Here is a 24,308-nt window from a genome sequence, read left to right as displayed (position 1 = left end):
TCCCGCCCGGCCCGGCGCCGCCGCTCTGCGAGGATGGCCGGATCGGCGACGGCACGGCCATGACAGGGGGCGGCAGATGGCGCGGATCGTGATCATCGGGGGAGGGATCGCGGGCTCGGCGGCGGCACTGGCCCTGCACAAGGCCGGCCACGAGCCCGTCGTCCACGAGGCACACCCCGACACCGGGGCGGACATCGGCGCCTTCATGACCCTCGCCAGCAACGGCATGCGCGCCCTGGCCGGCTTCGACGCGGCGCGGGCCGTCGCGGACGTCGGCTTCGACGTCACCGCCATGACCGTGCTGGACGAGACCGGGGCCGAACTCGCCGCCGTTCCCCTCGGCGAGCCCGACCAGCCCCTCACCCGTTACCGCTGCCTGCGCCGAGCCGAGCTCGGCGCGGTGCTCCAGGCCGAGGTCCGAAGCCGCGGTATCGACCTGCGGCACGCCGCCCGGCTGACCACCGTCACCGAGACCGAGGACTCGGTCACCGCCCACTTCGCCGACGGCACCACGGCCACCGGCGACCTGCTGGTCGGCGCCGACGGCCTGCACTCGACCGTACGGAGCTGGCTCGACCCCGCCGGCCCCGGCCCCGACTACGCGGGCCAGGCCGTCTTCTACGGCTACAGCACCGCCACCCCGCCACCGGTCGCCGGCCCGGACCTGATCACCATGGTCCGCGGCAGCGAGGTCGCCTTCGGCTACCTGGTCTCGCCCACCGGCCGGACGTTCTGGTTCGCCCGCGTCCCCGGCCCGCCCGTCAGCGCCGAGGAACGCGCCCGGACCACCCCCGCCCAGTGGCGCGCCCGGCTCGAACCGCTGCTACGCCCCGACCGCACCCCCTGCGCCGACATCGTCGCGGGGACGGCCGACGACCTCATGGTCACCAACGCCCTCCACCTGCGGCCCGGCACCCCCTGGCGCACCCGCCGCGCCGTCCTGATCGGCGACGCCGCCCACGCCGCCTCCCCGGCCACCGGCCAAGGCGCCTCGATGGCCCTCGAGGACGCCCTGGTCCTCGCCAAGGCCCTGCGCGACACCCCGACCCCCGCCGAGGCCCTCGCCCGCTACGAACACCACCGCCGCCCCCGCGCCGAACAGAACATGGCCATCAGCGCCACCCTCACCGCCAGCCGCCCCCCGACCGGCACCCGCCCGCAGGCCGCACCCCAGGACTCCCAACGCCCTCCGGCCCACCCCGACCAAGCCCTCCTGCGCCTCCTCGACTGGCACACCCCGCTCCACCAGTCATGACCCGCGCCCGGCCCACCGCCGTCACCACCGCACCCCGAGAGCCTGCAGCTGCGCCAACCGACCAGCAGTCAGCTTTGCCCGCCGGGCCTTTGGTGTTGTCGAGCCAGGCCCCGAGCGGGAACTCGACCAGCTCGACGGCCGGTGCGACCTCGCCCACGGCGTCGTTCTCCAACAGCCCCGCGACGTCCGGGCTCCCAGGAGGCATGGCCCCCGACCCGCCCGCGCGATCGGCTCAGCGGGCGGGGCGGGCGTGGGCGAGCTGGTCGAAGCAGTAGTAGAGCGCCATCAGTGCGTGGACGGCGAGCATGGCGACGGGGCTGAGGAAGGCGAGTCCGACGGTGGCCAGGTAGCACAGGCCGCCGATGCCGAAGCGGCGCCTGGCCGCCCGCATGGCCTCCGGTGGGACGGGGGTGTGCAGGGTGCGGGCGTCGCGGGTGAAGGCCAGGAAGAGCAGGGAGAAGGCGATGCTCATCGCGACCATGGAAGCGGCGTAGACCGCGGCGGCGGTGTGCGCGTCCTCATGACGGGCCACCAGGTAGGTGGCGAGCAGGCGGGTGGGGAAGGGGATCACCGAGACGGTCAGCAGCAGCCCGAGGTTGGCGAACAGCGTCCGGCGGTCCACCCGCCGGGCGAGGGAGCACATCGCGTGGTGGTTGATCCAGATGATGCCGATGACGAGGAAGCTCACCAGGTACGCGAAGTAGGCGGGCCACTGGTGCGCCAGCGCCGAGGCCAGGCTCCGGCCGCCGAGGCCCTCGGGCTCGGGCACGTTGAGGTCCAGGACGAGCAGCGTGATCGCGATGGCGAAGACGCCGTCGCTGAACGCCTCGAGCCGGCTGGTGCTGAAGTCCGCCGCCGGAGCGCTCGCGCCGGTCGGGGAGGCGGTGTCGTTCACACGGAGTCCTGAGCGGGAGTGGTCGGATCGACGGTGGTCTCGAACGGCTCGTCGGCCCGAAGAAGCCGCAGCGCCACCGGCCCGTCGCCGCCCGAGGCGAGGTCCGCGCCGCCGCGCACCTGCTCGGCGCCGCGGTGGGTGATCAGGTCGCCGGCCCGGATTCCGGCCCGGTCCGCGGGGCTGCCGGGGCCGACCCGGGTCACGAGCAGCCCGGTGCGGTCGCTCAGACCGACCAGCGCGCGGGTCCGGCGGGCGATGCGGGCGGGCTCGAGGGTCGCTCCCCGGTACCGCGCGGCGTCCGGCCCGGTGCTCTCGAACGAGACGAGCAGCTTTCGCAGCAGGGCGGCGAGCTGCTCCTGCTCGCCCGGATCGAGCGCGGACAGCAGCCGGTCCTCGCTGGCCAGGTGCTCCGGCGCGATCCGGTCGAACAGCTGCAGCCCGCTGTCGGTCAGCCGGACGGTGTAGCTGCGCCGGTCGTCCGGGTCGGGCTCGCGCACCACCACCCCGAGCTGCTCGAGCCGGGCCAGCCGCACACTGACCGTGCCGGAGGTCAGCCCGAGCGAGTCCATCAGCCGTGCCTGGCCGAGCTGGTACGGGGAGCCGGTGCGCCGCAGGTTGACCAGCACCTGGAAGTCCGCGGGGGTGAGGTCGAACCCGGCGAAGACCTCCGTGAGCGCCGTGTCCAGGTGCCCCCGCACTCGCGCGAGCCGGGTGATCACCCCGACCGGCGCCACCGCCAGGTCGGGCCGCTCGCGGTGCCACTGCTCCAGGATCGCGTCCACGCTGTCGCGGACGCCGCTGTTCTCTGCCACGGCCCCATCATAGGCGGAATACTTCCCTTGAGCCGATTGCTTGGACTCAAGCAATATCTGCTCCATCCCTTCCCCCTCGAAAGGCCCGACCCGTGTCCGACACCACGGCAGACGTCGCAGCGACGTCCTCCGACCACCACATGCGCGTCGACTCCCGCACCGGCCGCCCCCGCGAGATCCTGATCGTCGTCGCCAACCCCGCCGTCAGCAGCAACAACCACTGGCCCGTCGGCTTCTGGGGAGCCGAACTCACCCACCCCTACTACGAACTGACCGAGGCCGGCTTCCAGGTCACCATCGCCTCCCCGGCCGGCGGCAGGGTGGAGATGGACGCCCTCTCCGACCCCCGCGACCCCTCCAGGTGGTCCGCCGAGGACCTGATCAGGATGGGCTTCGTCAACACCCCCGAACTCGCCGCCCTCCTCGAGGCCACACCCGCCCTCGACGACATGGACTCGCCCCCAGCCTTCGGCCGGGAGGTGCCCCCGCGTCGGCGCCGCCCGCGCGTCACCCAACGACGCCCGCTGATCCGACGTGATCCGAAAGAGAGGCCCTACATCAGCGCCGGCCTGTTCAAGCCGTTCGCCGTCCGCGACGGCCGCCTGATCACCGGACAGCAGCACTACTCGGGCCGTAAGGTCGCCCAGGCCGTCATAGCCGCCGTCGGCGCCTGACCCCGCGCCCGCACACCGACCGCAGGAGCAGAACCGCATGACCGTCGAATACATCCGCTACCACCTCGACCCGGAGCGCCGAACCGCGTTCGAGGCCGCCTACCGCCAGGCCGCTGCGGCCCTCGCGGCCTCCGAGCACTGCCTCGACTACGAGCTGACGCAGTGCGAGGAGGAGCCCGGCGCCTACGTCCTGCGGATCCGCTGGACTTCGGTCGAGGCCCACCTCGAAGGCTTCCGCCGCTCCCCGGAGTTCAAGGAGTTCCTCGCCGCCGTCCAGCCCTACGTCGGCGACATCGAGGAGATGCGCTACTACCGCGCCACCGAGGTCGCCGGCACCGGCCGCGGCGCCGAGCGCACCGACCCGACCCTGTACGAGTACCTCGGCGGCGCACCCGCGCTGGCCAGGCTCGCCGAGGTCTTCTACGCCAAGGTCGGCGCCGACGAGCTGCTCGCCCCGGTCTTCGCCGGGATGGACCCGGACCACCCGCGGCATGTCGCCCTCTTCCTCGGCGAGGTCTTCGGCGGCCCGCCCGCCTACAGCGCCGAGCGCGGCGGCCACCCGCACATGGTCTCCCGCCACCTCGGCCGCGCCCTGACCGAGCCGATGCGCCGCCGCTGGATCTGGCTCCTCGAGGACGCCGCCGACGAGGTCTCGCTCCCCGCCGACCCGGAGTTCCGCGCGGCCTTCCGCGGCTACCTCGAATGGGGCACCCGGATGGCCCTGATGTTCTCCGCCCCAGGAGCCGCCCGCCCCACCCACACCCCCATGCCCCGGTGGGGCTGGGGCCTCACCCCGCCGTACCACCCGGAGTCCTGACAACCCGCAGCCGCTCCTCCGTCCTGACGGCCGGGGGAGCGGCTCCGCGGACTCCGGTGGGATAGCAGGCCCCGAGGCCGGGAACGAGCCCCTCACGTCAGCCGAGCCAGTCGACAGGAGAGACCCACCATGCCCAGCGAGGGATACCAGCAGAAGTCCCGCGTCTCCACCGCACAGAAGCCGGTCGCGGTACCTCCACCCGCAGAACCGTCCGCCCCGCTCCCACCGCACACGACGGAGGCCGACCCGGCCCCGCAGCCCGCCTCTCCGGGCCCACAGGGCTGACGGCCTCCTGCCCCGGCGTCAGCTCGCGCCGAACTCCCGGTGCGCGTCCAGGTACGGCAGCCGCACCCGCTCCCGCCAGTCGGCCGCCCGCTCGTACGCCGCCGCCCGGACCGCCGCCACGGCTGTCCCGTCCTCGACCCAGCCGTACGGGTAAGGGCCGCCCAGGCCCACCGCCGCCGTGGCGAGGTAGTCGGCCATGGCCGCGTCGTCCGACACCGCCCTGGTCTCGACCTCGCCCCGGTCGACCATGACGCCGACCTCCCAACCCCCGTCCGCCAGCCGCCGTGCGCCCCAGCCGTTGGCCCAGTACACGTGCTCCGCCGTGACCTCGCCCCCGGCCCTAGGCTCCACGCCCACGTCCCGCAGGGCAGGCACCACCGCGGCGGGGGAGCCCCAGGCGATCGGCAGCCCGGCACTCACCGCCACCCCGAGCACCGTGCGGCACGGGTAGGGCGTACGGCAGCACGCACACCGAGGCTGCCTCGGCTCGGCGCCACCGCCCTCCGCCCAGGCCGGTCCGTGCAGCTCCACCACGGACCCGAGCAGATACTGATGCCGGCCGACGGGCTCCCCGGCCTCCTTCAGATCCCGCAGGAAGAGCAGCAGCAAGCGGTGGAACAGCTGCCCCGACTCGTAACTCCCCAGCGGGGGCACCGGCACCTCGACCACGCTGTCACTCCTCGCTGCGTTCCGGCCCGGACGGGATCAGTTGACCTGGCCGGCGGGCCGCACCACAAGGTGGCTGATGTCGACACCGGCGGGCTGGTTGACGGCGAACAGGATCGTCTCGGCGACCTGCTCGGCGGTCAGGGTCGGTGCCGCGTCGGGGCAGCCGCCGCGCTCGTCCCAGAACGGGGTATCCACGACCCCCGGGGCGACGAGGGTCACGCCGATGCCGTCCTTGGCCACCAGCAGCCGGACGTTCTCGACCAGGGCGTGCGCGGCCCACTTGGTGACCGAGTACATGTTGCCGGGCGTGTTCCTGATCCCCGCGACCGAACCGACGACCACGATCCGGCCCTTGGACTGCCTCAGGTACGGCAGCGTCTGCTGCACCAGCAGGGCCGGGCCGAGGATGTTGGTGAGCACCATGGTGCGCATGGCCTGGGCGTCGTGGTTCTCCAGGGTGCCGGGCAGGGAGAACCCGGCGTTGGCGACCACCGTGTCCAACCGGCCCCAGGAGTCCGTGATCTGACGCACGGCGGCGGCGACGTGGTGCTCGTCGGCGGCGTCCCCGCTGATGGTCAGCAGCCGTTCCCCCGCGCCGGTGGCGGCGGCGAACGCGGCCAGCCGGTCGGCGTCGCGGCCGGTGACCGCCACCCGGTGACCCTGCTCGAGCAGGCCGCGGGCGGTGGCCGCACCGATTCCGCTCGAACCGCCGGTGATCAACGTGACAGGTTCCATGGAGCGATCTCCTCACTGATGGCGGTACCGGCGACCCGCCGGGCATCGATGAACGCCAACTGGCCAGTGATGCCCGAGCATTGAGAGCCGCCGCCGCTCCCCCGATGTCATGACAGCCGAGGCGCCGGCGGTTCGGGCGGCCCGAGAACGCCTCGGCCACGCCACCGGTGATCAACTTCTGTCGTCGGCCCGATGCTACTACGCCACGGTCGGCGCTCCGGCGGCCGCGTGCGAGGATCTCGGTCATGACTGCAACCGAAACGGATCTCGTACTCGAACGGTTCGTCTCCGCGGTACAGCAGACGGTGCCGACGGTAGCCGTGTGGGCTCATGGCTCACTCGCACTGGGCGACTTCCAACCCGGCCGTAGCGACCTCGACCTCCTCGCGATCGTCGAAACCACCCTGAACGGTGACGACCGGACCAGGCTGGCCGCCCTCCACCAGCGACTGCTGGAGGAAGAACCGGCCGCAGCCAAGTTGCACTGCTCGTACATCGTCAGAGCAGTGCTCCCCGAGGCAGAGGCCGACCATTTCACCTGGGCCCACAACCACACCCTGGAACGCCCGGTGACCCCGGTGACGCGCCAAGAGCTGCTCCAGGGCGGGCTCACCCTCTACGGCCCGCCGGCGGCAGAACTCCTCCCACCGCTCCTCCCCGGCCAGTTGGAGGACTTCATCCGCCGTGACCTGAGAGAGTTCTGGCTCCCGGCCACCGGCAAGCCCCTCCTCTGGCTCCGCGACATCTGGGTGGACCTTGGCCTGCTGGTCCTGGCCCGCGCCACCGTCACCCTGCGCGACGGCCGGCTGATCACGAAGGGCGAAGCCCTCACAGAGCTCCTGGAGATCGGCGCACCGGCCGACGTGGTCCGAGACATCCACGCCCGCCGCTACTCGACCCCCGTACCGATCAGCCGCCCACAGCGGATCCGCCGAGCGATACGCGCCCGCGCTTTCGTACGGCGCGGCATCAAGCGCACCCTGGCCATGGCGTGAGGCTGCAACTCGGCGCCGGGGCACCCCGATCCAGCCGATACCGACAGCGCCGAGAGGCTCACGGGCTGCGGCCGCGGCCGGTCCGGGGAGGGCCCGGTCCCTGAGGGCGAGGTGGCAGCCGAGGGGGAGGTCTCCGTCGCCCGCGGTCCCAGGGCACAGACCGGAGGCGGGGCGGTGGGGCATCGCGGCCACCGTGGTGGCGGCGGCCATGCGCGCGGCGTCCAGGTACTCGGGCCGGTGGTCGATCCGGGACAGGCGGAGGAAGAACCGCGACAGGTCCGGCCGCCGAGCCGGGCGGGCGCCCGACACAGCACAACCCTTCGAACCTCCCGACGGGGCGCGCGACTGCCCCGGCCGCCCGTGGCGCGTGGTCGCCCGTACCCAAGGACGGTACGCGGCAGTGCAGGAACGCTCCGCGATCCCGGGTGATGGCCGCCAACGGGAACCAGCTGCGGTGCGAGCGCAGGCAGAGACGAATTGCCCGGCCGGCCGTCGACCGTGTTTTCGTCACCTGAGCAGGCCCGTTCCGTCGGTGGCACCCTTCTCCCACGTGGGCACGAGAGGGCTACGACACCTCACCGTGAGCGGGAATCGGATCGCCACGACCGGAGTTGGTGAGGGAGGTAAGCCGTTTCAGGAGGGGTCATGCGAGCGATTCAGGTTTCCGAAGTGGGCGGTCCTGAGGTGCTGCGACTGGTCGACATCGATCAACCGGTGCCGGGCCCGGGCCAGGCGGTCGTGGAGGTCGCCGCGTCCGGCGTCAACTTCCTCGACGTGTACCACCGCCAGGGCCGGTACACCCTCCCGCTGCCCTTCACCCCGGGCACTGAGGGCGCGGGCACGGTCCTCGAGGTCGGACCCGGCGTCACCCACGTCGCTGTGGGAGACCGGGTCGGCTGGGTGGAGACTCCCGGCACCTATGCCGAGCAGGCCGTCGTGGACTCCTCTCGTCTCGTGCCCCTGCCCGACGGCGTCGACTTCGAGGCCGCCGCCGCCGTGCTGCTGCAGGGTATGACGGCGCACTACCTCGTCAAGGACGCCTACCCGGTCCAGCCAGGCGACACGGTGCTCGTGCACGCTGCCGCCGGCGGCATGGGGCTTGTGCTGACCCAGCTCATCACCCATCTCGGCGGCAGAGTGATCGGCACAACCTCGACACCGGAGAAGGCCCAGCTGGCGCGGCGCGCCGGGGCCGCCGAGGTGATCCTCTACTCTGCAGTGGACGATCTCGCGGCCGAGGTGAAGCGGCTCCATGGCGGCCAGGGAGTGCCGGTCGTCTTCGACGGCGTCGGCAGGGACACCTTCGATGCGAGCCTCGCCAGCCTGCGAACCCGCGGCCACCTGGTGCTCTTCGGCGCCGCGAGTGGCGCAGTGCCGCCCTTCGACCCCATCCGGCTCGCCCAGGGCGGTTCGCTGACCCTGAGCCGGCCGAGCCTCGGGCACTTCATCGCCGATCGGTCCGAGCTGCTCCGGCGCGCCGCCGACGTGCTTGAACTGGTGCGCACCAAGGCACTTGAGACCACCGTGACGGCCAGCTACCCGCTCGCCGAGGTCGCCCAGGCTCACCGCGATCTGGAGGCTCGGCGTACCACCGGCAAGCTTCTCGTCATCCCCTAGGGACCGACGGAATTGACCGACCCGCAGGAACGTGGCCTCCGCCAGGCGTCGATCCCGCGCAGCTGTGTTAGCGATCCGGCGTGATGACCGCGGACAGGAGCCAGCTGCGAGGCGAGCGCAGGCAGAGCCGAGATGTCCGGCCGACCGTCGACCGCGTTCCGGCACACGTTCTCACCTTGTCGTTTAACGAATTCGCCGAGCGAGGTAGATCACGGTTTCTGAGGGCCTGCAGAGCCGGTACAGGAGCGGGTTCGTCACCACGTAGTAGTGGACGCTGACTTCCCCGTTCGGCTTGTCAACGACTGGCGGCGCGTCTTCTCGGTAGATGTGTTGGAGGTATCGGGTACGGATCGGGGCCCCGGCCAGCAGCAGGACGGGCGAGGCGATGATGATCCCCGTGTAGACCAACACCCTGGTCGCGGCCCGTTTGGCTGTCTCGTCGATTCGCACGTCGGCAGTCTGGCGGACCTGAGGTCTGTCTGTCAGCCTGACCGCCGGGGCTTGGTGCCCTTCTTGTGGTGGGCGGGCTGGGCGTAGGCCTCGCCGGTGGCCAGGACGCGGCCGACCTCGTGGCGGGTGGCGGCCCCCTTGTTCTTCGAGCCCGGCGGTCGGCCCGGTCCGGGGCGGGTGGGGCTGCCTGACCGGGCGGCGCGACGCGCTGGCTGCGAGGTAATGGCGCAGGGCGTCAGGCTGCGTCGCTGGGCGCGGGGTCCGCCGTGCCGCAGGGTGTCGGCTCACGCCCGTACGTCGTCGGCGATGGCGGCGGCGAGCAGAGCAAGCTTGCGGCCGGGCCGGTCAGCGGCACCATTTCCAGCATCGATACCAGTGGCAGTGACGGGTTGGCCGCGGCTGCTTCCACTACCTGCCAGTTGTCGTCGGTGAGTAGTTCGACGATGGCCGCAGGCGGTAGGGCCGGATGGCCGGCGGCGATCGGCCTGGCATGCCGGTCGGTCAGACACGCGAGCAGGGCCGGGGCCGTCGGGTTGCGGTGGCGGGCTATTTCGCGGAACGCCTTCTGCACCGGCGGCTGGTGTCGGGCCAGGTGTTCCAGCAGGGCAGGCGTTGCATCGGGATTGGTCGCATGGCCGACCACCTTGAGTGCGCCATCGGCGACGCGGACGGCAAGGGCGCGCCCCCGGTCGAGCAGCCAGCCCAGCCCCTGGGCCACCTCGGTCAGGTCTCGCCCGGCCTGCCGAGTCTCGGACATGGCTCGGCGAAGCCGCTCCAGGTCCCCTGGCAGGCCCAGATCTTCGGCCCGGGCGCGCCACCGGGCCAGGCAGGTGCCGTGTGCGGCTTCGGCCAGCTGTGCCTTGGGCGGCGGCGACGCGGGCCCGCTATGAGCGCCGCCGCCGACCCGCCGACCCGCCGACCCGCCGACCCGCCGGTCGGCCGGGCGTGCCCCGCGATGAAACCGCGATCATGGCAGCTGTCGAAGCGCTCGCCCTCGCCGAAGGGCTGGAAGCCGTAAACGCTGCTGCTGTGGCCTCCGTGGTTCCCAGTGCCATGTACGACTTCGCATACGGACGCACCGTAAGTGGTCGATCTCACCGGTCAACTGGAAGAGCGCAACGAAGAACTCCAGGGCGCCGAGCTGCCAACCGCCAGCTGATCGGCCGGCTCAACACGAGCCACTGGCCTCGGACGCGGGGGCGGTGGGACAGTGATCACTTCCCACCGCCCCCGCAGCGACGAGTTGGAACGCCTGCATGCCATCCATCGGGGTGCCATCGGGATGCAGCCCGAATGCGGCCGCAAGAATGACGGGGAGATCGGCCTCGGGGACACCGACGCGCAGCTCCGCGAGGACATCAGGAAAGCCGACGTCATCGATGGCGCCCAGATACTCCTGGCGCAAGCGGTGGATGACCTCCACCAGCTCGGGCCTCAGCCGCATCCAGGCGCGGGACGTCCGGATCTCCTCCGCGACCTGATCCATGAACCAGCGCATGACCTCGTACGGGATGTCCAGGTGCCGTCCTCGGGGATCGAAGCACACCGTCGGCTCGCGCGCCGGGTCCTCGTCGGGGATGACCGCGGTCACGACGGCCCGTTGCTCCCGGACGAGGTCCAGTTCCAGGTACCAGGCGTCGTCGGGCACGGAGTACATCGCGGTGATCGTGTAGTCCCTGCTGGGGTGCGGGGCCATCGTTCTCATGCCTTCGGGCCGATCGGCGGTGTGGTGTGGACCTCGGCGTCCGGGGCCAGCCGCAGACCGGCCGCGGCGAGGAAGTCGGTGAGTTCGATCCAGCCGCCGTTGGTTCCGCCGTCCCAGCTGGTCCAGAGCCTCGACTCCTCGCCGTCCCAGGTGTCGACGTCCTGACTCGGATGCTGCTCGACCGTCCCCTCGCCGTGCCGGTACCGCAGGTACAGGTACTGACCCGTGGTCGTCCAGGCGTCCCACTGCGACGGGCAGCCCCCGGAGGTCTGCACCACCCGCGCGAGGGTCACATCCTCGTGCAGGTGGGCCTCGACAGCGCCCAGATGCTGGTCGTGGGTGATGAGGAGGTCGTCCACGAGACCGAGCAGGCGGACGCTTCCGCCGGGGAACTGGAGCGTGAGGCCGGCCGTGAAGCTGACACGGCCGTCGTTGTAGTCGGTCTGCCGAACCGACCGGATCGTCTGTCCGACAAACTGGGTCACCGGAACATCCGGCGAATCGTCGATCACGGAGACGCTTCCGTACTCCTCCATCGAGTACGGACCGTGCGGCTGGTCGGCCCGCAGAGACACGCCGGTCGAGGGTGTGTGGAACAGAACCGGGCCCAGCCCCTCCAGATGAAGCCACAGGTGCACCAGCGACGGATCGTCGTCAGCGTAGTGATGCCAAGCTGTGGTCACCTTCAGCAGTCGCCTCCCGATCAGGCCGGCGGCAAGCAGCTCCTCATCGTCGATCACCCGTCGATGCTCGCACGGTCTCACCCAGAGGACACGCGAATTCCTGACCGGCCGCCGCCGCCAGGAGCCGTCCCGCTGAAGTTGCCGGCGACCACGGAGGAGCGAAGCCGGCCGATATACCTTGGCCTCAGTGACTGTTGTCGTTCCGATCTGGGCGCTGGTCGAATGGAGTCTCGGCCGAAGCGCCACAGCAAGACGGTTCTGACAGCCGGATTGTCACGCTCTCGGAGCACGCGGGGAGTTTTGGGGAGCGACGAGTGCGGAGCGTGGTCGAATACCTGAGTGAGGTCGGGCGTGGATCCCGGCAGGATGGGCGGATGGAGCAACCTCTTGATGTGCCCGAACTCGCTGCGGGTGAGGGTTTCACACTGCGACCGTGGCGGCTGTCGGACCTTGACCTCGTCCGTGAAGCGGCAGAGGACGATCACATTCCGTTGATCACGACGGTGCCTTCGCTGTTCTCCGACGCGGAGGGCGTCGCGTTCGTCGAGCGGCAGTGGGAGCGGGCCACGACCAGGGCTGGGTACTCGTTCGTCATCGTCAATCCTGCCGGTGAGCCGGTCGGCAACGTGGGGCTGTGGCTCAAGGACCTGGGGCAGGGCCGCGCGTCACTTGGCTACTGGGTCGTCAAGTCAGCCCGAGGTCGGGGTGCTGCCGGGTTCGCGCTCGAGGCAGTTGCCGGCTGGGCTCGGCGGGAACTGCGCATTCCCCGGCTGGAGCTCTATGTGGAGCCGTGGAACAGCGCTTCCATGCGGACCGCAGAGCGCGTCGGTTTCCAACGCGAGGGCCTGATGAGGAGCTGGCAGCAGGTCGGGGCCGAGCGTCGGGACATGTTCATGTACTCGCTGCTGAGCGACGGGGCAGCGACGCCCCTGGTCCAGCCGTCGCATCGGCGGGACCAGGGTGATCGGTGAGGGCAAGCGCGCCGGGCGTGAGTGGGGCCTTCTGCCGACGGTGTCACCGGAAGCGGATAGCCTCCGGCGGGAAACGGGCGGTTGACGGGAGCGGACGTGGAGATCGAGGAGATGCTGGACCGGCTCGGCGCGGTGATCGGGCCGCCGCCTGCGGACGGCGTGGTCCCGGTCCCGTGGGAGCTCGGGCCCAAGGCACTCGGTTTCCAGCTGCCCACGGACTACCGAGCGTTCGCCGACCGGTACGGGTCGGTCAGCATCAGCGACGAACTGCACATCCACACACCATCGGCGGCGGTCAGTCCCCAGATCGCGGAGCCGGTCGGCTTCGAGGGATTCCTGTACAACACGACGGAACCCTACGGGTACTGCGCCTGGCTGGCCGAGGCTTACCAGGACGGCGACTACGACGAGAGCCCATATCCGCTGTTCCCAGCCGAGGGCGGACTGCTGAAGTGGGGAAACAACTGCAACTCCGACCATTTCTTCTGGCTGATGCGGGGCCCAGACCCGGACCGATGGCCGGTCGCCGCCAAGTTCCACTCGATGCGGGAGTGGGACCTGTTCGAGGGCGGCTTCCTGGAGTTCCTGTTGGCGACGGTCACGGAGCAGTACCCGTACCACGAGGACGTCGTCCCGGACGGGCTGAGGCAGGCCGGTGAGGGCCGTGCTTACCGTTTCAAGGGTGACTGGTCCAAGCAGGTTCGGCGGTGAGCCCACGAGCATGGGCAACGGCCGGCCCCGACTCGGTGACCTGGCCGGTCGTTGTCGTGCCGATCGCGGTGGGCATGGGTTCGATTACACCAGCTCGGTCGGGTGGTCTTGCCGCGTGCCGAGCATGAAGACAGGGCCTCTGGTGCAGCTCGTGGTTGTCGAGACCTTAAACGCGCCAGGAGGTCCTGATGCCGCAGTTGTACGCCTTCACGCCGGTCGGGTCCAACTCGCTTGCCCGGGAGTGTGATTGTCTCGCCCGCCGGTTCGGGAACGCCGGGAACAACCCGTACAGGCGTCCGAGGTATCCCTCGGACATGACCGATGCGGAGTGGGCCGTCGTGCGGGACGCGATGCCCGTGCCAGCCTGGCTGGAGGGCTGCGGTGGGCAGCCGGAGGGCTACTGCCACCGGCAGCTGGTCGACGCGGTGCGCTACCTGGTCGCGGGCGGCATCACCTGGAGGGCGATGCCCGCGGACTTCCCCGCCTGGGACCGCGTCTACGCCTTCTTCCGGCGCTGGCGGGACAAGGGCCTGGTCGCGGAGTTCCACGACCAGCTGCGCGACCGGGTCCGCGAGGCTGCGGGCCGGGATCGGGAGCCGACCGCGGGCATCATCGACGCGCAGTCGGTGAAGGCGGCGGCGTCGTTACCGGCCGCGAGCCGGGGCTTCGACGGCGGGAAGAAGGTGAACGGCCGCAAGAGGCACATCGTCGTGGACACCCTCGGGCTGCTGCTGACGGTGCTGGTCACCGCCGCATCCGTCACCGATCGCGAGGCCGGCGGGACGTTGCTGGAGCGGCTGCGTCAGCGCCACTGGCGCATCACGCCGGTGTGGGCCGACGGCGGCTACACCGGAAGCCTGGTCGACCTCGCCCGCGAGGTTCTGCGGATCGCGCTGAGCGTGGTCAAACGCGGCGACGACGCCACCGGCTTCACCGTGCTGCCCAAGAGGTGGCTGGTCGAGCGGACGTTCGCGTGGCTGATGCACTCACGCCGCCTGGCCCGCGACTACGAGACCCGCACCGACACCTCCGAGGCGATGATCCGCTGGTCGATGACCATGGTCATGAGCCGCCGGCTCGCCCGGCAATCACGCTGAACATCCCCGGGCTGCCCTCGGCCAGCCAGCCCCGCACCGCCAAGCGCTTCACCTTCGACCGCACCCCCTCCACCTTCGCCGCGACCACCTCCAGGCCCAAGGCCGCCGCGAGCTGCCGACAGTCCATCGCCTCCCGGCCCCGATCGGCCAGGACCTCCACGAGCCGCTGGTAGTCCCGCGCCAGCGAGTCGAGAGCGAGCCCTTCCCTCCAGGCGGGAACCACCGATCCGCGCACTGCCTTTGCGCCCCGCGCAGGCCCTTGAATGGCCACCTCGGCCAGCGGCTTCTTCTCGCCTGCAGGAGGTTCTGCCAGGACCTCGGCCACCGTCTGACGGGCGATCACGAACCGCTCCCACGCGGCTTCCGCCTCCTGCAGCTCGGCCTGCAGGGCCTCCACCCGTTGCCGGGCAGCACGCTCACGCTCTTCCAGCAGCCCCATCACCGACGGCATCCGGCACCTCCATCGAAGAGACGAAACAACGCCCCGTCTCTGCCACCAAGGCGGCGGCACTATGCCTGATCAGCGGAAATGCACCCGTCACTATCGGAAAGACAACGGCTTCTCAGGGCGCGTGCCAGCGGGCCGGCGGCTGAAGGCCGCTCAGGTCCGGACCCGCCCGGGCGAGCGGCGGAGCCCGGAGTTCGTCCGGGGCTACGAGCAACGCGAAGCCGCCGAGGGGCAGGAGCGCCGGGACCGGCACGCCCGTGAGCGGCGGCGGTTCGAGCGGGTGCGGCAGGCGTGCCTACTGCTCCTGAACACCGGGACAGCCTGGTCCTCGACGAGTCGGCAGTCGACTGGGCCAACGAGCTGGCGGACGTGGTCACCGATCGGCACACGCTGGCCGAGCAGGCCGCCCTGGTCGTCTACCCCGCCAGACCGTGGACGAGATCCACCAGTTCGCCCGGCAGACCAACCGTCCCTCCACCACGACGGCCGACGCCCGCCGCGCTACTGACTTCGACGCGTCAGGGTGAACCGTACTGATCTACCTGATACCGCAACGGTGGAAGCAGTCGAGAGTAGGAGCGCATCGGGTCGCGGGGCTGCCTGGCGCTGCCCGTGGCAGCGCCAGGCTCGTCCTCAGGTCATCACCAGGGCCCGCTCTAGCCGTTGAGGATCGTCACGCTCCACACGTAGGTGGTGGAGGAGAAGTCGCGCTCGTTGGCCCGCGTACCGGTCGGCCCGAGGCCGATGGCGCCGAGGTCGGTGATGAAGGTCCCGTGGTTCCAGTCGGCCGTGATCCTGTAGACGCCGCCCTGGTTGACGTTCCACCCGCCGGGGGTGCCCGCGTAGCAGAAGTTCCCATGCGTGGTCCAGACTTCCAGGCCGTGGCTCATGGGGTAGCTGCTGTTCTGGGTGGGGCACGCGACCTGGTCGATGGCGCTGGCCGGTGTGGCGGCCACGCCGCCGGCCAGGATGCCGCCGATGAGGGCCACGGCCGAGAGCTTCCTGCGCACTATCAAGATCATCTCCTGTGCTTTGCGGTGGCCCCGATCCCATGTCGGTGATCGAGGTGGTCCGAGTCCTGCCGTGCTGCCCTGATCGGGACGGTTCACCCTGACGAGCGGAAGTCAGTGGTCCCTGACCCGCCGGTGGGACGGACGGTGGACGCGATCGGTGGTCGTGCCGCCCGTTCCCGACAACTCAAGGGAAACGGAAGACAGGCCTGCCCCTCGAGTGATTCGATCAGGTTCGAAGACCCAGGACGCCGGCCGCTCGGGCGGCCGACAGCTGACCTCGGGGGTGTCGTGCTCTACCTCGACATGGACCGCGCCGCACTTGCGAACACCCGGTTCGCGATCTCGCCGCTCAGCACCGTGATCGGCGCGCTCCGTCTCCTGCGCGACAACCAGCCCGGCGGAGAGGGCTGGAGGGGCAGGGTCCAGGAGGCGGTCCGCGACCGCAGGCTCGCTCTGCTGGGCTCGATGTTCAGCGGTTCGTGGGACTACGTGCCGGACTTTCTGACACCGCAGCCACAAGCTCCGGAAACCGGGGTGCACGAGGAACTGCACACCGTCGCCACCACTGGTTCAGCCCGTCTGTGCTGGGAACTGCAGACCATGGCTCACGGGGTGAGCGAGGAACGTCTGGCGGGCCGGGTCATCCCCGTGATCCTCCGCAATGCCCTGGAACTGGGTGAGCGGAACTTCGCCGAGCAGGTGGCCGGGGAGCTGCACCAGCTGTGGGAGTCGGCCCTCGCCCCGCAGTGGACGGCCCTGCGCACCCGCATGGAGGAGGACATCACCCACCGGGCACGGACCATCGCCCGAGACGGCCTGTCCGGCATGCTGACCACCCTGCACCCCAGAATGCTCTGGGACGACGATCAACTGAGCCTGGTCAGCCGCTTCCAGGCCCGGATCCCCGGCAGTACCGGCCTGGTTCTGACTCCCTCGGTGTTCACCACCGACCTGCGCATCGCCATCGACTCGATACCAGCACCCGCCAAGCGGCAGCCCATGTTCGCCTACCCCTGCCGGCCCGGGCCCCAGACCCGCCCCGGACCCACGGTCCACGCCCTGCTCGGGGCGACCCGGGCGCGCCTGCTGTCCGACCTGCACACCGCCCGCACCACCGCGCAGCTGGGCGAGCGGCACTTCCTCGCTGCCAGTACGGTCTCCTACCACCTGGGAATCCTGCACCGCACCGGACTGGTCACCCGCACCCGCACCGGACAACACGTCCTGTACCGGCAGACCCCTCGCGCCGCCGACCTCCTGGCCCCGCCCCCACCGGCCCCGGGCATTCAACCGAACGGGATAAGTTGACGCCGCGTTGGGCCACCGGCGAAATGGCCAGCCGCGGGGTGACGAATCGTCCGGTCTCTCAGCGACTGGCGCCACGTCGGCGGAGACGCCGCCGACGAGCTGGTGGAGGCTGCCCAACTTGGGAACCGGCGGCCTGGTTGTGATTCCCAGGTCGGGAAGCTCGCCGAGGTCATCGCCGCCTACCGCCACCGCCTGACCCTGCGCACCAGTACCGAGGCCATGGACTCCCTCGCCGCGCCGATCGGCAGCCAGCAGTGGACCCCGGCCACGGCGTCCTCGCCCGGCTCCGCGCCGCCGACGGCAACCGGTGACCGACCAGCCCGCTGCACGTCTTCCTCTCCGACGCCGCCGAACATGCCCTCGCCACGCTGCGCCCCGGCGAGCTGGACGCGGCCGAGAAGCTCGTCGAGCGCCTGGCGGTCCACCCGCGGCTCGGTATCCCGGTGCCCGCCCACACCAACTCGACCTCCGACTCCGGCGGACGCGTCAGCACCGCGCCGGGAGATGGTCGGGCCCCTCACGCTCGTCGACGCGAGGGGCCCGACCACAGCGTACGGCCGGCCCTCCACCTGGTGCTTGGGCTTCGCCCCACAACGGTGCGCATCGGGCCCGGAGCGTCCGGCAGCTGTCCGGTGGGCCCCGGAGCCCCTCGATCTCCCCGGCCTGGCAGTGACCCGTTGCCCAGCCCCGCCTCGGGCAGGTCCGGGCGGAGGAGGCGCTGTTCTCGGCACTGCGCATCGGGCGGCGGGCGATGTGCCAGGCCAGGGTGCGGCGGAAGCGGGCGGTGCCGATGGCGCCGTGGGGGTCGGGCGGGATCGTCTCGCCGAGCAGACGGTGGGCATGGGCTTCGGTGGTGGCCCAGGCGGCGAAGGCCTCGATCCGGTCGCCAGCCCCTCGGGCAAGGCGGGGCCCGACTCCACCTTCTGCCACTACGACGAGTGGTACAGCTCCGTCAGCAACCAGGGCAAGACCATGCAGGCGGTCGGCGCCACCCAGGCGGACTACAACGGCACCGGGTCGGACGCGACCTCGACCTTCTCCGCCCAGGTCAGCGGCACGGTCACTGCCAGTATCAGCAGTAGCCTGAGTGCCGATGCCAACACCGTCGTGGCTGACGCCAGCATGACGATGGGAGCCAGCCTCTCCGTCTCCCTGACCGCTTCGCTCGGCAACTCCACCACCGTCACCGCCAAGCCCGGTCAGACCGCCTACGCCATCTACGGGGTCTGGCGCTTGAGGACCTACGGCACGTACAACATCCAGCGTGAAGACTGCTCCACCTCCTCGGCGGCTCTCACCGCGTGGAGCCCGTGGTATGTCGGCTGGCAGACCTGGACCAGCTGACCAGACATTCCGTTGGCCGCCCGCCGCACGCTGGTGGGCGGCCAACGCCCCTACCGACAGGGACAGATCACAGTGACCACGAAGGTACGCCGCATCCTGCTCGGTCTCGCCGCGCTCGGCGTCTTCGCCAGTGGGTGCAGCACAGCAGCGGTGAGGGTGTGAGGTCAGCCGCAGACGTTCGGGGTCACGGTGTCGTTCTGCGGCTGTGCCATGTTGACGAAGCAGTTGGGCTTGACCGGCCCGGACGCCCAGGCCGAGGCCGTCGCGGCCGGCAGGGACAGGCCCACGGCAACCGCCAGCACGACGAACAGCTTCTTCTTCATCTTCGAAACCTCCTGTCGACGAGTCCCGCTGACCCGTCCTCACGGGAAAGCGTCCCGCTCGCCGCCGGCCGTGGTCACGTTTCCCGGCCAACTCCGGCCATCCGCCCCTACACTCTGTGCGGCAGTTTTAGCGATCACGACGGGGGCACGGGGTTGAGCGAGGAATGTCCGGATCCGGGTCAGGCTGCTGATCTGGCTGAGTTCATCGGGCAGCTGGGGAAGCTGGTGGTGTGGGCGGGTGCGCCGTCGCACCGGGAGCTGGCCAGGCGGGTGGGGCCGCTTCTGCGGCCGCCGCAGGAGCTGTCGAAGTCGACGATCAGTGACGCGTTCGTACCCACGAGACGCCGGCTGAACCTGGAGCTGGTGGTGGGGATCGTCCGGGCGCTCGGCCTGGACGAGCCGGTAGTCGGCCGGTGGCGGGACGCGTGCGTGCGGCTGCACGCCGAGGCCAGGACCGGCGGGCCGGCCGGGGTGTTCCGGCAACTGCCGGCGGATCTGGCGACGTTCACCGGGCGCGAGGCCGCACTGCGGGAGCTCCTCAAAGCGGCCGAGGCCCCGGCGGGCGGCCAGCCGAGAACGGTGGTGCTGTCGGCGATCGAGGGGATGGGCGGGATCGGCAAGACCCGGCTCGCCGTGCACGCCGCACATGAACTGGTCCGCCGCGGCCGCTACCGCGACCTGCAGCTGTACGTGAACCTGCGCGGGTTCGACCCCGGGCAGCAACCGGCCGACCCGGCCGAGGTGCTGGACGGGTTCCTGCGCGCCCTGGAAGTCCCCGCCCAGCACATCCCCGCCGGGCTGGACGCTAGAGCCGCGATGTTTCGGGACCGGATGCACAGCCGACGCGCCATCGTACTGCTGGACAACGCCGCCGGCACCCCCTGGGGATGGCCCCAGTGGGACGCCACCGACAGCGACGGCGAGGACATCAGGTGCGCGGCTGTCGGCCAGCTCACTCTCGTCTACCTGGTCAACAGGACGGCCGGCCGGTTGCACGTCATCGACATCGTCTGGATCGGCTGACCCCCTGCACCGGTTGCTGGTCGGCGCAGGACGCAGAGCAACACGACACCGCCCACCGTCCGGCAGGCTCCCGGCGCTGCGCCGCCATCGTGGTCAGCGTGCTACGCGGCTCTTGGCGGTGGCAGCCTTCTTCGAGATCGCGGCGCTCTTGCGGGCCGGGGCCGCCGACCTCTTGGCCGCGGTGGCGGGCTTGGCAGCACTCGCCTTCTTCGCGGTGGCCCTGGCAGCACTCGTCTTCTTCGTGGTGGCCTTCTTCTTCGGGGCCGGTGCGGCTGCGGCGCCGGTGCGCTGAGTGGTGGTCCTGGCCACGACGGTCTTCCGGGCAGCGGTCTTCTTCACCGCCGAGGGAGCGTTGCCGGCCGCGCGCTTGGCTGTTCTCAGGGTCGTGCTGAGGGGGGTGAGCGAGCCCTTGGGGGCCTTCATGATGGACGGGCCCTGTTTGGGAAGCTTCTTGGCACCGGAGACCAGGTCCTTGAATCCCTGTCCGGGACGGAAGCGCGGCACGACGCTCTTCCTCACCCGCACGCGTTCGCCGGTCTGCGGGTTGCGGGCGTAACGGGCGGGGCGCTGGACGGGCTCGAGGGAGCCGAAGCCGGTGACCGAGACGCGCTCGCCGGCGACCACGGCGCGCACCATCGCGTCGAGGACCGCGTCGACGGCGTCCTGTGCGGCGGTGCGGCTGCCGAGCTTGCCGGAGACCGCATCGACGAGCTGGCCCTTGTTCATGACGTGGACTCCTTGCAGGGACTTGATGCCGGTTTGAGCTGTTTTCGTTCTCACGTTAGGGCGAGTGCCAGGATCCCGCCCGCGCACGAAGTCCCTGCGGACGGCCACTTGGCGCCCCGCTGCTGTCCGACGGCGCGCTGCACAGGGGATCCGGGCCGGACGCAGTGATCGGGGGATGTGCAGCATCTGCGCGGGTACGTGGCGGTTGGCCACGTCCGGCGCCGGCCGCGAAACCCGCTGCAGCCGGTGCGGACGGGATCCAGGGCGACGGCTCGTCCGCGCAGGTGCTCCTCGCGCTGTATCCACCCGCTCGGCCGTCGGTGCTGGACCGTGCTGTCGTCCAGGACCGACGACATCCCTCCGTACGACGGCCGCCCTGCCTGCCGCCGCCCGGAGCTCTGACGGCCGGTCAGTTCCAGCATCCGGCGCGCGGAAGGGGGCGGACCGTCACCGAATGACGCTCCCTGCCCGCCCGGGGGGTGTGCGGATGAGCGGCCTCACCCGGTGTCCCGGCACAGGAACGGGATCAAGGTTTCGGGCACTGGATTCGGCCGTGGGGCGCAGTTGTAGGCCCGGGGCTGTCCGGAGGCGCTGACGCAGCTGGTCAGGGGCCATCGGAGTGGGCCGGCACCGGTCACTGCGCAAGCGGTGTCGCGGGAGGCGGAGTTCCCGCCGACGGTCTCGCCGCCACCCGGGTGGTGTGTTGCGGACCGCCGCGGTCGACGACGGGTGCTCAGGCGCCCTTGGCGGCTTCCTTGAGCTTCGAGCCCGCGCTGACCTTGGCGCTGTAGCCGGCCGGGATCTGGATCGGGTCGCCGGTCTGCGGGTTGCGGGCGGTGCGGGCGGCACGGTGGGTGCGCTCGAAGGTCAGGAAGCCGGGGATGGTGACCTTCTCGTCGCTCTTGGCGACGACCTCGCCGACAACATCGGCGAAGGCGGCCAGGATGGCGTCGGCGTCCTTGCGGGTCACCTCGGCGCGCTCGGACAGGACGGTCACCAGCTCACTGCGATTCATCGGTACTCCCATTGACATCGTTCCAGAGGTTGACATGCTGTCAGGTCGGCGCGGTGGTTGCCGAACTCACACGCCGGGGTCGTCTACGCGTGTCGCGCCGCCGACTCGGCTGCCTGCCCGGAGCCCGCTCCGCCGATTCAGCCCGGCGCCCGGCCGCGTTGCGGTCGCCGGTCCTGCCCCGGCCGCCGCCTCGATCGGCTGACCGATTGTGCGCTCACGCGTGCGGGTCGTGGTCGCGGACGGGCCGGAGGAGGCTCGCAGGTGATCGACGGCCTGGGCGCGCTCTTCCCATCGGACCGAGCGGCTGGTGCCCCCGGCGGTCAGGCCGGGCCGGTCGGGGTGCGTGGCGCGGTGGGCGATCCCGCCGGTGCCAGGTTCGGCCGGGTGGAGGCGCATCCTGTGCTCGATGCGGTCGTTGGTCCGCTCGAGCGGCCTCTTCCGGGGCATGCGAGTCATCCGGTCCGTACGCTCATCCGGGCCGGATGCGCGTCGGGGCGGTCGGCCCGGAGGAGGACCGGCCGCCCCGGATTCCCGGGCCGCTCTCCCCGATTCCGGCCGTCCTCCTCGGGGTTCCCGCCCGCCCCTGGTGCAGAGCGGGTGCCAGGGGGCGTGGACGGCCTGAGCAGCGCCGCGTTCTCGATCCGGGACGGCACAGGCCGGGATGGCGATCGGTGTCCTGGCGCCGGCCGGCCATTCCTCGGCAGCCGGCCGCAGATCCGTCACCACGCTGCGAACCCCCGCGGCCGCTGTACCGTCCAGGACCATCAGCAACCGGGGAGCAAGCACCATCGCCGTTGGCGGCGGAGCCGCCCTTCGCTGCCCGCCTGTCAGCTTCGCTCGTGCGCTCGTCGGCCTCCGTCATGTGACGTCCGTTCCTCGGCCTCCTCAGCCTCCAGCGGTCGCCCGGTGCCGTCCGCTGCGCGGGGGGTTGCTCCGTTCGCCCGCTCCACCGCTGGACGCGTGTGCTGCCGGGCCCGCTAGGGTGAGCGTTCCGTCCCCGGCAGCTGTGATGCCGGGGACGGAACCTGTGCGCCTGCCCTGGGCAGATCACCTCCAGGAGCGGTGCCTCGCGTCGCATGGTCGGGTTCGGTTCGTCCTGCTCCCGAACGCCAACCGCCCGGTGACCGCGGCCGCCTGGTCCGCGGCCCCTGAACTCGATCGGCTGCCGGACGGATCCCTGTCAGCAGCACCCCGTCCCACGCCGACTCGGGCTTTGAGAAGAGGAGTTGGTGAACCGCGCGGCGGTCCTGGGCGTCCCCCTGCGTGTGTACGGTGGCGCACCTGGGAGCAGGGGTTGCTCCCGATGAGCGTCCGGTCGCTCCGGGCCCGCTGGTACCCGGATCGCACGTCATGACCGTCGTTCTGGCGACTCCACAAGGGCAGGGCCGTTCAGCCCTTCACCACAGTCACCCCGGAGGACATGCCATGCGTAGCCACCGCTCCATGCTGGGCACCGCGCTCCTGACCGTCGCACTGCTAGGCACGGCCGGCGCCGTGCCCGCGGGGGCGGTCTCCCAGCCCCACGCCGTGACCGCGCCGTCCTCCTTCGGCGACGGCAGCTTCGAGACGCCGCTCGCGACGGCGTACGGCTTCACGACTCTGGAGGTGGGGCGGGACATCGGACCGTGGCGGGTCACGCATGGCACGGTCGACCTGATCGGTGCCGGATTCTGGGCGGCCGCCGATGGTGACCAGTCGGTGGACCTCAGCGGCTACCAGGCGGGCGCCGTCACCCAGACCTTCGCGACCCGGCCCGGCGCCCGCTACCTGGTGAACTACGCGCTGGCCGGCAACCCGGCCGGTGCGCCGACGGTCAAGACCGGGCTGGTACGGGTCAACGGACTCGACGTCCAGGACTTCAGCTTCGACACCACCGGCAAGACCGTGACCGACATGGGCTACAGCACCCAGGGCTTCGAATTCGTCGCGAGCTACCCGCAGACGGTGCTGAGCTTCGTGAGCACCACACCCACGGGGTACGGCCCGGTCCTCGACGGGGTCACGGTCACCCCTGTCTGCTGCGAGAGCTGCGGCGGTTAGGGTCCGACCGGCGGTCGCCGCGTACCGGGTCGTGGGTGTTCCCGCCGGTTTCGAGCAGGATCGTTCGTGCCGCTTCGGTCCAGGGACCGGAGCAGATCGCAGAGCCCGACGGTCTCGTCGAGCTGGAGATACCCGAGCGACGGCGGCGCAGGACGGTGACGGTGATGGCGAGCGCGGCCGCCCCGGTCAGGATCTGGGGGTCGGCGATGGGCACCGGGACGACGGGAGCGGCACCGCCGCACCGGGCGTGCCCGATGATCACGTCAGTGCCTCCGAGGACCGGGAGCAGGGTGAGGTGCAGGGCGTTGACGGTCAGGACACCTCGGGCGTCCCTGGTCTGCTCGTTGAGTAGGACCGTGCCGACGAGCGGGAGGCTGACGCCGGTGTTCGGGGCGGCGTCGGCCGCGAGGGAGACGGAAGGGAGGGGGAACGGCAGGGTGACGGTACCGCCGGCGATGGTGCCGTTGCCGGTGGCACCGTCCGGGGTAGCCCGGCAGGTGGATCTGACGCCGGTGAGGGCAAGACCGCCGAGAAGCGGTCCCAGCCGGGCGCCGAGCCTCTCGACCCTCGCGGACGCGAAGGACGACCCCGCCGCCGGGTTGGGGTGTGTCCAGCGACTGGTGTATCTCGTGTTGTGTGAGTTACCGGCGGCCGACGGAGAGGCGACCGTCGAAGGCGATGTCGAAGGCCTGGAGAG

General features: G+C 71.1%; 26 protein-coding genes and 1 pseudogene. 12 read left to right on the top strand and 15 right to left on the bottom strand.

Going from position 1 to position 24,308, the window contains the following annotated elements; genetic code table 11:
- The first annotated feature begins 76 nt into the window (after positions 1–76).
- On the top strand, positions 77–1,255 hold the full coding sequence (locus tag ABT095_RS30745) for an FAD-dependent oxidoreductase (protein WP_350532828.1): 1,179 nt from the start codon (positions 77–79) through the stop codon (positions 1,253–1,255).
- Positions 1,256–1,487: 232 nt separating this feature from the next.
- Here the strand turns inward: ABT095_RS30745 and ABT095_RS30740 are convergent, their stop codons facing one another.
- Together ABT095_RS30740 and ABT095_RS30735 are read right to left on the bottom strand one after the other, a co-directional pair.
- Positions 1,488–2,150: a TMEM175 family protein gene (locus ABT095_RS30740; RefSeq protein ID WP_350532827.1), complete on the bottom strand. Its 663-nt coding sequence runs from the start codon at positions 2,148–2,150 to the stop codon at positions 1,488–1,490.
- The gene (locus tag ABT095_RS30735; protein WP_350532826.1) at positions 2,147–2,962 is read right to left on the bottom strand and encodes a MarR family transcriptional regulator; all 816 of its coding nucleotides are present in this window, start codon (positions 2,960–2,962) and stop codon (positions 2,147–2,149) included. Before ABT095_RS30735 ends, ABT095_RS30740 begins: the two co-directional genes overlap by 4 nt.
- Positions 2,963–3,054: 92 nt before the next feature.
- On the opposite strand from ABT095_RS30735, the gene ABT095_RS30730 reads away from it, so the two are divergent.
- Positions 3,055–3,636: a type 1 glutamine amidotransferase family protein gene (locus ABT095_RS30730; protein ID WP_350532825.1), complete on the top strand. Its 582-nt coding sequence runs from the start codon at positions 3,055–3,057 to the stop codon at positions 3,634–3,636.
- Between the two features lie 37 nt (positions 3,637–3,673).
- The gene (locus ABT095_RS30725) at positions 3,674–4,453 is read left to right on the top strand and encodes a group II truncated hemoglobin (RefSeq protein ID WP_350532824.1); all 780 of its coding nucleotides are present in this window, start codon (positions 3,674–3,676) and stop codon (positions 4,451–4,453) included.
- 303 nt (positions 4,454–4,756) lie between these two features.
- Here ABT095_RS30725 and ABT095_RS30720 read toward each other — a convergent pair whose 3' ends face one another.
- Entirely contained in the window at positions 4,757–5,407 is a 651-nt protein-coding gene (locus ABT095_RS30720) for a hypothetical protein (protein ID WP_350532823.1), read from the bottom strand.
- Between the two features lie 36 nt (positions 5,408–5,443).
- Positions 5,444–6,142 (bottom strand): SDR family oxidoreductase, encoded by a 699-nt coding sequence (locus tag ABT095_RS30715; protein WP_350532822.1) that lies wholly within the window; start codon positions 6,140–6,142, stop codon positions 5,444–5,446.
- A gap of 245 nt (positions 6,143–6,387) precedes the next feature.
- On the opposite strand from ABT095_RS30715, the gene ABT095_RS30710 reads away from it, so the two are divergent.
- A complete protein-coding gene (locus tag ABT095_RS30710; RefSeq protein WP_350532821.1) occupies positions 6,388–7,137 on the top strand; it encodes a nucleotidyltransferase domain-containing protein in 750 nt (249 codons plus the stop codon).
- A 645-nt stretch (positions 7,138–7,782) separates the two neighbouring features.
- A complete protein-coding gene (locus tag ABT095_RS30705) occupies positions 7,783–8,754 on the top strand; it encodes a quinone oxidoreductase family protein (protein WP_350532820.1) in 972 nt (323 codons plus the stop codon).
- Positions 8,755–8,937: 183 nt separating this feature from the next.
- Here ABT095_RS30705 and ABT095_RS30700 read toward each other — a convergent pair whose 3' ends face one another.
- The 4 genes and pseudogenes from ABT095_RS30700 to ABT095_RS30685 all read right to left on the bottom strand — a co-directional run bounded on the left by ABT095_RS30700 (position 8,938) and on the right by ABT095_RS30685 (position 11,649).
- Positions 8,938–9,204, bottom strand: coding sequence for a hypothetical protein (locus ABT095_RS30700; RefSeq protein ID WP_350532819.1), 267 nt, complete (start codon positions 9,202–9,204; stop codon positions 8,938–8,940).
- A gap of 352 nt (positions 9,205–9,556) precedes the next feature.
- Positions 9,557–9,835 (bottom strand): annotated as a pseudogene (locus ABT095_RS30695) (hypothetical protein); the annotation flags it as partial.
- A 537-nt stretch (positions 9,836–10,372) separates the two neighbouring features.
- Entirely contained in the window at positions 10,373–10,861 is a 489-nt protein-coding gene (locus ABT095_RS30690; protein WP_350532818.1) for a hypothetical protein, read from the bottom strand.
- Between the two features lie 44 nt (positions 10,862–10,905).
- Positions 10,906–11,649, bottom strand: a complete 744-nt coding sequence (locus ABT095_RS30685; RefSeq protein WP_350532817.1) for a hypothetical protein — start codon at positions 11,647–11,649, stop codon at positions 10,906–10,908.
- 266 nt (positions 11,650–11,915) lie between these two features.
- Here ABT095_RS30685 and ABT095_RS30680 point away from each other — a divergent pair, with 266 nt between their 5' ends.
- The 3 genes from ABT095_RS30680 to ABT095_RS30670 all read left to right on the top strand — a co-directional run bounded on the left by ABT095_RS30680 (position 11,916) and on the right by ABT095_RS30670 (position 14,371).
- On the top strand, positions 11,916–12,563 hold the full coding sequence (locus ABT095_RS30680) for a GNAT family N-acetyltransferase (protein ID WP_350532816.1): 648 nt from the start codon (positions 11,916–11,918) through the stop codon (positions 12,561–12,563).
- A 96-nt stretch (positions 12,564–12,659) separates the two neighbouring features.
- Positions 12,660–13,274: a hypothetical protein gene (locus ABT095_RS30675; protein WP_350532815.1), complete on the top strand. Its 615-nt coding sequence runs from the start codon at positions 12,660–12,662 to the stop codon at positions 13,272–13,274.
- A 314-nt stretch (positions 13,275–13,588) separates the two neighbouring features.
- Positions 13,589–14,371 (top strand): IS5 family transposase, encoded by a 783-nt coding sequence (locus ABT095_RS30670; protein WP_350532814.1) that lies wholly within the window; start codon positions 13,589–13,591, stop codon positions 14,369–14,371.
- Here the strand turns inward: ABT095_RS30670 and ABT095_RS30665 are convergent.
- Entirely contained in the window at positions 14,337–14,822 is a 486-nt protein-coding gene (locus ABT095_RS30665; RefSeq protein WP_350532813.1) for a hypothetical protein, read from the bottom strand. The two genes, ABT095_RS30670 and ABT095_RS30665, sit on opposite strands and share 35 nt — an antisense overlap.
- A 653-nt stretch (positions 14,823–15,475) precedes the next feature.
- Positions 15,476–15,841: a hypothetical protein gene (locus ABT095_RS30660; protein ID WP_350532812.1), complete on the bottom strand. Its 366-nt coding sequence runs from the start codon at positions 15,839–15,841 to the stop codon at positions 15,476–15,478.
- 603 nt (positions 15,842–16,444) lie between these two features.
- Here ABT095_RS30660 and ABT095_RS30655 point away from each other — a divergent pair.
- A complete protein-coding gene (locus ABT095_RS30655) occupies positions 16,445–17,140 on the top strand; it encodes an ArsR/SmtB family transcription factor (protein ID WP_350532811.1) in 696 nt (231 codons plus the stop codon).
- 179 nt (positions 17,141–17,319) lie between these two features.
- Here the strand turns inward: ABT095_RS30655 and ABT095_RS30650 are convergent, their stop codons facing one another.
- A complete protein-coding gene (locus ABT095_RS30650; protein WP_350532810.1) occupies positions 17,320–17,565 on the bottom strand; it encodes a hypothetical protein in 246 nt (81 codons plus the stop codon).
- Positions 17,566–17,938: 373 nt separating this feature from the next.
- Between ABT095_RS30650 and ABT095_RS30645 the strand changes: the two genes are divergently transcribed.
- The gene (locus tag ABT095_RS30645) at positions 17,939–18,484 is read left to right on the top strand and encodes a hypothetical protein (RefSeq protein WP_350532809.1); all 546 of its coding nucleotides are present in this window, start codon (positions 17,939–17,941) and stop codon (positions 18,482–18,484) included.
- A gap of 164 nt (positions 18,485–18,648) precedes the next feature.
- Here ABT095_RS30645 and ABT095_RS30640 read toward each other — a convergent pair whose 3' ends face one another.
- Entirely contained in the window at positions 18,649–18,807 is a 159-nt protein-coding gene (locus ABT095_RS30640) for a hypothetical protein (RefSeq protein ID WP_350532808.1), read from the bottom strand.
- Positions 18,808–18,960: 153 nt separating this feature from the next.
- Here ABT095_RS30640 and ABT095_RS30635 point away from each other — a divergent pair, with 153 nt between their 5' ends.
- A complete protein-coding gene (locus tag ABT095_RS30635; protein WP_350532807.1) occupies positions 18,961–19,830 on the top strand; it encodes a hypothetical protein in 870 nt (289 codons plus the stop codon).
- Positions 19,831–19,923: 93 nt separating this feature from the next.
- On the opposite strand, the gene ABT095_RS30630 is transcribed toward ABT095_RS30635, so the two are convergent.
- Both ABT095_RS30630 and ABT095_RS30625 read right to left on the bottom strand, forming a co-directional pair.
- Positions 19,924–20,556 carry an HU family DNA-binding protein gene (locus tag ABT095_RS30630; RefSeq protein ID WP_350532806.1) on the bottom strand — a complete coding sequence of 211 codons (633 nt, stop codon included), beginning with the start codon at positions 20,554–20,556 and terminating at the stop codon, positions 19,924–19,926.
- 733 nt (positions 20,557–21,289) lie between these two features.
- Positions 21,290–21,571: an HU family DNA-binding protein gene (locus tag ABT095_RS30625; protein WP_350532805.1), complete on the bottom strand. Its 282-nt coding sequence runs from the start codon at positions 21,569–21,571 to the stop codon at positions 21,290–21,292.
- A 1,425-nt stretch (positions 21,572–22,996) separates the two neighbouring features.
- Between ABT095_RS30625 and ABT095_RS30620 the strand changes: the two genes are divergently transcribed.
- Entirely contained in the window at positions 22,997–23,611 is a 615-nt protein-coding gene (locus tag ABT095_RS30620; protein ID WP_350532804.1) for a choice-of-anchor C family protein, read from the top strand.
- Here the strand turns inward: ABT095_RS30620 and ABT095_RS30615 are convergent.
- The coding region (locus tag ABT095_RS30615) for a choice-of-anchor P family protein (protein ID WP_350532803.1) at positions 23,577–24,308 on the bottom strand (732 nt) is incomplete at its 5' end. The two genes, ABT095_RS30620 and ABT095_RS30615, sit on opposite strands and share 35 nt — an antisense overlap.

It is taken from the genome of Kitasatospora sp. NPDC002227, from assembly GCF_040296285.1.
Lineage (GTDB): Bacteria > Actinomycetota > Actinomycetes > Streptomycetales > Streptomycetaceae > Kitasatospora.
This window is presented reverse-complemented; position numbering and strand designations above follow the sequence as displayed.

What these genes read in the sequence shown, in the direction of transcription:
- ABT095_RS30745 (WP_350532828.1), top strand. Translation starts at nt 77, where the DNA reads ATGGCGCGGATCGTGATCATCGGGGGAGGGATCGCGGGCTCGGCGGCG.
- ABT095_RS30725 (WP_350532824.1), top strand. Translation starts at nt 3,674, where the DNA reads ATGACCGTCGAATACATCCGCTACCACCTCGACCCGGAGCGCCGAACC.
- ABT095_RS30715 (WP_350532822.1), bottom strand. Translation starts at nt 6,142, where the DNA reads ATGGAACCTGTCACGTTGATCACCGGCGGTTCGAGCGGAATCGGTGCG.
- ABT095_RS30710 (WP_350532821.1), top strand. Translation starts at nt 6,388, where the DNA reads ATGACTGCAACCGAAACGGATCTCGTACTCGAACGGTTCGTCTCCGCG.
- ABT095_RS30705 (WP_350532820.1), top strand. Translation starts at nt 7,783, where the DNA reads ATGCGAGCGATTCAGGTTTCCGAAGTGGGCGGTCCTGAGGTGCTGCGA.
- ABT095_RS30690 (WP_350532818.1), bottom strand. Translation starts at nt 10,861, where the DNA reads ATGTACTCCGTGCCCGACGACGCCTGGTACCTGGAACTGGACCTCGTC.
- ABT095_RS30670 (WP_350532814.1), top strand. Translation starts at nt 13,589, where the DNA reads ATGACCGATGCGGAGTGGGCCGTCGTGCGGGACGCGATGCCCGTGCCA.
- ABT095_RS30665 (WP_350532813.1), bottom strand. Translation starts at nt 14,822, where the DNA reads ATGCCGTCGGTGATGGGGCTGCTGGAAGAGCGTGAGCGTGCTGCCCGG.
- ABT095_RS30660 (WP_350532812.1), bottom strand. Translation starts at nt 15,841, where the DNA reads ATGATCTTGATAGTGCGCAGGAAGCTCTCGGCCGTGGCCCTCATCGGC.
- ABT095_RS30640 (WP_350532808.1), bottom strand. Translation starts at nt 18,807, where the DNA reads ATGAAGAAGAAGCTGTTCGTCGTGCTGGCGGTTGCCGTGGGCCTGTCC.
- ABT095_RS30630 (WP_350532806.1), bottom strand. Translation starts at nt 20,556, where the DNA reads ATGAACAAGGGCCAGCTCGTCGATGCGGTCTCCGGCAAGCTCGGCAGC.
- ABT095_RS30625 (WP_350532805.1), bottom strand. Translation starts at nt 21,571, where the DNA reads ATGAATCGCAGTGAGCTGGTGACCGTCCTGTCCGAGCGCGCCGAGGTG.
- ABT095_RS30620 (WP_350532804.1), top strand. Translation starts at nt 22,997, where the DNA reads ATGCGTAGCCACCGCTCCATGCTGGGCACCGCGCTCCTGACCGTCGCA.